This is a genomic window from Pseudomonadota bacterium, assembly GCA_034660915.1.
Taxonomy (GTDB): Bacteria; Desulfobacterota; Anaeroferrophillalia; order Anaeroferrophillales; family Anaeroferrophillaceae; genus DQWO01.
Map to the genome: position 1 here is coordinate 1 of JAYEKE010000011.1, position 6,178 is coordinate 6,178.

Consider the following 6,178-nt stretch of genomic DNA (forward strand, 5'->3'; position numbering starts at 1 on the left):
CCTTATGTTTACCCGGAGTTGACGCGACTTCTTTTCCAGCATTTTTATCTGGTGATCTACAGTATGGTGATCGCCACTATCCTGGGACTTGGCATCGGCATTTTACTGACCCGGCCGATGTTCAAAAAATTTGTCGGCATGGTCATGTATATTGTTGGCCTGGGCCAGACGATTCCTTCCCTGGCGGTACTCGCCCTGGTGATGAGCGTTCTGGGAATAGGAGCCAAACCGGCTATTTTTGCCCTGATCGTTTACTCCATTCTGCCCATTGCCAGAAACACCCTGGCCGGGATTAACGCAGTGCCGACCTCCACTGTCGATGCCGCCAAAGGGATGGGCATGACTTCATGGGGAATTCTTCTTAATGTCGAGTTACCCATGGCGATGAAGGTAATTCTGACTGGATTCAGGGTGGCATTGGTGATCAATATCGGGACGACGGCTCTGGCCTATTTGATCGGTGCCGGCGGGATGGGAGATTACATTTTTTCGGGCATCAACATGATGATGACGGAAAAACTTCTGGCCGGAGCCATACCGGTAACCTTGATGGCCCTGCTGGCTGATTTTATGGTGGAGCTTTTGAGCCTGCTCCTGGTTTCCAAAGGGCTGCGATTGACCGAAGAGTAAACTTGAATGAAGGGGGCAAGGATAAAGGTACTTTTTTTTACCACCCGTTCGCTATGCTCACTTGAGAGCACAGAGAACACAGAGATTTAGTACCGTTTTATACCTAAGGACTTAGTTTTACGCGGAACTTTAAAAAAGGAGAATGGATGATGAAAAAAAAAGTTATCAGTTTGTTTTGTCTGACGGTTTTGTCGGTTTCTTTATTTCTGCCTGGACTCAGCCTGGCCGGAGATAAAAAAGTGACCATTGGCGGCAAGAACTTTACGGAACAGTATCTACTGCCGGAGATGGCTAAAATTTTGTTGGCAAAAGAAGGTTTTGAGGTGAAAGTTAAAACCGGCCTGTCAACCGCTCTGGCCCGAAAAGCTCTGGAACAGGGAGAGATTGATCTCTACTATGAATACACCGGCACAGCCTACACGACCTTTTACAAACAGAAAGATCCAGCGGTAATGAATAATCCTGAGAAGGTGTATGCGTGGGTTAAAGAAAAGGATGGGGAAAAAGGATTGCTCTGGCTTGACGCGGTAGAATTTAACAACACCTACACCTTGATGATGAATCAGTCTCAAGCAAAAGCTCTGGGGATCAAGTCGATTTCGGATTTGGCCGCCTATGTCAAGAAAAATCAGGATAAACTGATATTTGCTATCGGCACGGAATTTTGGGAAAGACCTGATGGCTTCAGGAAACTGGCCAAGGTCTATGGTTTGAAAGTCCCATTCGCTAAGATCAAAAAGATGTCGCTCGGCCTGGCTTACAAGGCCTTGAAAGAGAATCAGGTTAATGTCGGCATGGGTTTCGCTACTGATGGCCGGATTGCCGCTTTTAAGTTTGTCAATCTTGACGATGACCGGAAGTTTTTCCCGGTTTATAATCCGGCCCCGGTAGTCAGAAAGGAGGTAATGAAAAAATATCCCGAAATCAGTGCCATCCTGAAACCCCTGGCGGCTAATTTAGCTAATGCTGAAATGCAGGAATTGAATAAGCGGGTAGATGTCGGCCATGAAGCGGAAGCCAAGGTGGCGCGAGATTGGTTGCAGACAAAAGGACTGCTAAAATAGTTTAATTTGAAAAATATACTCGGAAAGGAGAGAAATTATCATGATTAATCGCTTATATCTTGTGGTGCTAACCGTATTTATCAGCATGAGCCTCCTGTTGATGCCGACAGTCGGTATGGCCGGAGGCGATGACGCCAGCGCCCTGAGAGCGGAGATGGAAGCCCTCAAGGCCAAACTGGCGGAAATGGATGATCTGAAGACCAAACTGCTGGAGATGGAAAGAAAGCTGGCGGCAGTGGAAGATACCCAGGCTGAACAGCAGGAGGCAATCGCCGTCGAAACCGCGGCGGCTGAAGATGAATCGGTCAAGGATATCACCATCGGCGGCGCCATGCGGGTTAATTACAGCAACAAGGACTGGAGCAGCAAGGCGAAGGATAAGGGCGGTGATATGGCTTTTGATATCTTTCGCCTCGATGTCAATGGTGAATATAATGACCTGCTGATTTCCGCCCAGTACCGCTGGTACAGCTATATGGATGTTATCCATCACGGCTGGGTCGGCTATAATTTTACCGACAATCTTCAGGGACAATTGGGAATTACCCAGGTACCTTTCGGCTTGCTGCCTTACGCCTCCCACAACTGGTGGTTTGGCGTGCCTTATTATGTCGGCCTCGAAGACGACTACGACATGGGTGCCAAGCTGCTTTATAAAAATGGTCCCCTGGATATCCAGTTTGCCTTTTTTAAAAACGAAGAATGGGGCAGCTCCGGCGACAACGCGCGCTATTCGTTTGACGTCATCAATAAAGGCGGATTGGATTACAGTAACGAAGAGGATAATCAGTTCAATATGCGGGTTGCCTATACCTTCGACCACGGCGAACTGGGTTCCACGGAAATCGGTTTTTCCGGAGAGTGGGGGATGCTCTACAATGATATTACTGAAGACCACGGCGATCACTGGGCGGCCGGGGCGCATTTAAACGGCCACTACGGTCCCTGGAACCTGATGCTTGAAGCAATCCGCTATGAGTATGATCCGGAAAATCCTAATGGCGCCAATGATGATAATATCCGTATGGGTGCCTTTGCCACCGATTATGATGTGGCCGCGGAGGGTAATATTTATGTCGCCAACTTGAGCTATGGTCTGCCGGTCGAATGGGGACCAATTACCAAGCTGACCTTCTATGATGATTACAGCATCCTTGACAAGGATATCGGCGACGGCGACAATTCGATAATCAATACCCTGGGCTGCATGGTCAGTGCCGGGCCGATTTATACCTATATTGACTTCATTATGGGCAATAACATGGTCTGGCTGGGTGCTGACTCGGATGCCCTTGGTGATGGCGAAGACGATGAGTGGCACATGCGTTTTAATGTCAACGTTGGCTATTATTTCTAGGCTATCACGACGTCTTTGCTGATTTGGAAATAAATGGTGACGGGGATGACAGGGAAATATTCCTGGCATTCCCGTCACTGTGCGTTTTACAACACTGATTTTCAGCAGCTGGAGGCAAAATTACCGTACTTTATGTTTGACATTAACTCTGTGCACGGGCAGAATGACCAAAACAATTTGAACGAAAAACCAAGCGTTCAACCACCTCAAGCCAGTTGATTGAGAAGCTAAGGATTTAACCTGCTATGCGTACCACTTGTGCCCAGGGGGCTGGAATGACAGCCATGGGAACACTTGAAAGATATTTTTTCTGCCTGCTGTGGGTTGCGGTGCTTATTTTATTTCCGGCTGCAAACAGCACGGCTCGGCCTCCGGAAGTCAGTAAGCCGCTGGAAAGTAAGTTATACCAGGGAAGCGTCGAAGAGATCAGAGCCTTCATCAGCCAACGGCAGAGCCGGATAGAAAAAACTATCAATAAGATTGATCAAATCGTTGGCAAAAATGCGGCCAAAGATTTTCAGAACAGGGGCACCGCGATTAAAGACCTTTTCCAGGGAGTGTCCCTGCAATACAAAAACCTGCTCGCGGAGTTATCCCGTACCGTATCCGCCGCTGTAAGTAAGCCTATAGTGGCCGGCCCCCCTTACAATATCGAAGACTTTGATAAGATATTATCTTACCAGAGGCAGATCAACAATCAACTGACCGACAGCAGTAAACGATTTACCCTTCTCCAAAGACGCTTGGCAAGTCTCAAGAAGGACGCCGTTGCCCGGCTTTCCGAATATGCCAGACTGTCAAAAACCGAGGTCGGAAATAATCTTTTACTCTATGAAAAATATGGTGACCTGCTCAGCCTCCAGGGTGAATACGCCCGGTGGCAAATCAAAAAACCGAAACTTGAGCAACGGCTCACCGAGCTTAATGATCATAAAAAAATTGCCGCTGCCTGGATTAAGGAGGCGTTTACCAAGATTAAGGTCAGTCAGAAAGATATCAACAAGGCCCAGCAGCTGAAAGATGATCGTCTGGCCCTTTTTAATAAAACCACCGTTGCCACCAGCGCCGAATATCAGGATCTCAATCGCCGTCTCCTGATCTATGAAGCCCGGCTCGATGAAAGCATAGCCAGACTTAAAACAGGCAATGGAAATGACCTGGTACGGGTGGGCTGGCAGACGGAAAAAGAGCGGATCGAACTTATCATTGATGCCTTGAAACTTCGTGTTTCCCTGATCAACCAGAAACGGCTCAACTGCGAGATCAAGATTTTAAACAATAATTTCCGGCTGCAGTGGCTGAGTAATTACCAGGACGATGCCGGGCAAAATCGTTTAGCGGATTTCATCAAGGAGTGGTCACCAGAGGCTGATAAATTAGCTCAGCAGTTAAAAACCATTACCACCTCTATTTCAGAAGCTATCCTGGTCCGCTCCAGCCTGACCCAAAAACTGGTAACCATTCACAACAAAGAGGCCGCTGCCAAGACCGCGAAGACACGTAAAGAGCTGGCTACCCTGGCTCGACAGGCAGCCAAAGCCAACGAAAATATTGACAGGTTAATCCTGGCATTGTCTGATAATGAGCAAGATATTAGAAATGTAAAAGAGGAGATCGAAAAGATCATTGATCTGACTCATTTTTCCCTCAGCAGTGGTGAACGGTTTCGCACCTGGAGTGCTCTGCATCTGGCTGATTTAAAGGAGCGGATACAAAGTATACGCTATTACCCCCTTTTTTCTATCGGGACTTCGACAGTAACCCTGCAGATTATTTTGAACATTATTGTCCTGTTCTTTATAGGTATTTTTCTGCTGCGTTTATTGCGCCGTAAGATCGTCCATCTGCTGGAGAAAAAAGCCGGCATGTCAATCGGGGCCATCAACTCGATCACCACCCTGGGGTACTACGCCAGTCTGTTCGTCGGCACGATGGTTATCCTCTCCGCCGCCGGGCTGGATTTGAGTCAGCTCAGTATTATTCTCGGAGCTCTCGGTGTTGGTATAGGTTTCGGCCTGCAGACAATCACCAACAACTTTTTCAGCGGCATTATTCTTTTGACGGAACAGACGGTCAAAGTGGGAGACTACGTCCACTTGGAGGAAGGCCTGGTTGGAGAAGTAAAAAAAATGTCGATTCGAGCCACAATAGTACGTAGCGTCGACGGAGAGGATATTATCGTTCCAAACTCCGAATTTGTCTCGAACCGGGTCAACACCTGGACCTATGGCGACGACTGGCGCCGGCTCAATATTCCCTTTGGGGTTTCCTACGGTTCCGATCCTGATGAAGTGGTGCGCTTGGCTGAGGCCGCGGCCAGGGAAGTCAATATAACCGAAGAAGATTCCAGGCATCTTCTGCGCATATTTTTTGAAGGCTTTGGCGACAACAGCCTTGATTTTTCCATTCGAGCCTGGTGCCGCATGTCCCATCTCAAAGCCCCTTCCGGCTTGAAAAGTGATTACTATTTTGCCCTTTTCAGAAAATTAAAAGAAGCCGGCATTACCATTCCCTTTCCCCAGCGAGACCTGCACCTGCAGTCGGCTTCTCCGGCATTAACGGAAAAGCTTAAAGAATTGATGGCTCCTGAAGAGGATGATATGGCAGCTCAGCAAATTGACAAGTAAAACCGTTGCCCCTGGTCAGCGGCTGCGCCGAAGGAGAAAGATTGTTGGAAAAGGACGACCGGCATCCCACCGGAACTCCGGCCAAGGTTTTGAGTATCCTATAAAATAAAGGACTCACGGAAAATATGCCGACTAAATCGTATTATTGTGTTAAAGATAACAAATTGATCAAAAAATTAATTGAAACCAAAATCAGAAAAGGAGTTTAAAAGTGCAATCGGCCATTTACGAAAAGCTGAAAGAAGATTTTTCGAATGTTGACGTCGTCCAGGTTTTTACCACCGATCTTAACGGCAGAAACATTTCACTGCAGGTAAATCCTAAAAACGTTGAGTCTTTTTTTGATCGCGGGGTCGGCTTTGATGGCAGCTCGGTTCCGGGCCAGGGAAGTGTTGATGACAGTGACAAGCTCATTATTCCCCTTTCAGAAAGTTTTCGGAAAATTGAGTTCGCGAATGAAAATTTGGGTTTTCTGATTGGCAGAATAAGTGAGGAGCATG

Annotated in this window: 5 protein-coding genes; all 5 read left to right on the plus strand. The window is 47.5% G+C overall.

Going from position 1 to position 6,178, the window contains the following annotated elements; all coding sequences use genetic code 11:
• The coding region (locus U9P07_00545; GenBank protein MEA2107898.1) for an ABC transporter permease at positions 1–630 on the plus strand (630 nt) is incomplete at its 5' end.
• A gap of 146 nt (positions 631–776) precedes the next feature.
• On the plus strand, positions 777–1,694 hold the full coding sequence (locus U9P07_00550) for a glycine betaine ABC transporter substrate-binding protein (protein MEA2107899.1): 918 nt from the start codon (positions 777–779) through the stop codon (positions 1,692–1,694).
• Between the two features lie 40 nt (positions 1,695–1,734).
• The gene (locus U9P07_00555) at positions 1,735–3,051 is read left to right on the plus strand and encodes a hypothetical protein (protein ID MEA2107900.1); all 1,317 of its coding nucleotides are present in this window, start codon (positions 1,735–1,737) and stop codon (positions 3,049–3,051) included.
• A 245-nt stretch (positions 3,052–3,296) separates the two neighbouring features.
• A complete protein-coding gene (locus U9P07_00560) occupies positions 3,297–5,678 on the plus strand; it encodes a mechanosensitive ion channel (GenBank protein ID MEA2107901.1) in 2,382 nt (793 codons plus the stop codon).
• Positions 5,679–5,889: 211 nt separating this feature from the next.
• Positions 5,890–6,178, plus strand: a 289-nt coding sequence (locus U9P07_00565) for a glutamine synthetase (protein MEA2107902.1), incomplete at its 3' end; no start/stop codon positions are given.

What these genes read in the sequence shown, in the direction of transcription:
- U9P07_00550 (MEA2107899.1), top strand. Translation starts at nt 777, where the DNA reads ATGATGAAAAAAAAAGTTATCAGTTTGTTTTGTCTGACGGTTTTGTCG.
- U9P07_00555 (MEA2107900.1), top strand. Translation starts at nt 1,735, where the DNA reads ATGATTAATCGCTTATATCTTGTGGTGCTAACCGTATTTATCAGCATG.
- U9P07_00560 (MEA2107901.1), top strand. Translation starts at nt 3,297, where the DNA reads ATGCGTACCACTTGTGCCCAGGGGGCTGGAATGACAGCCATGGGAACA.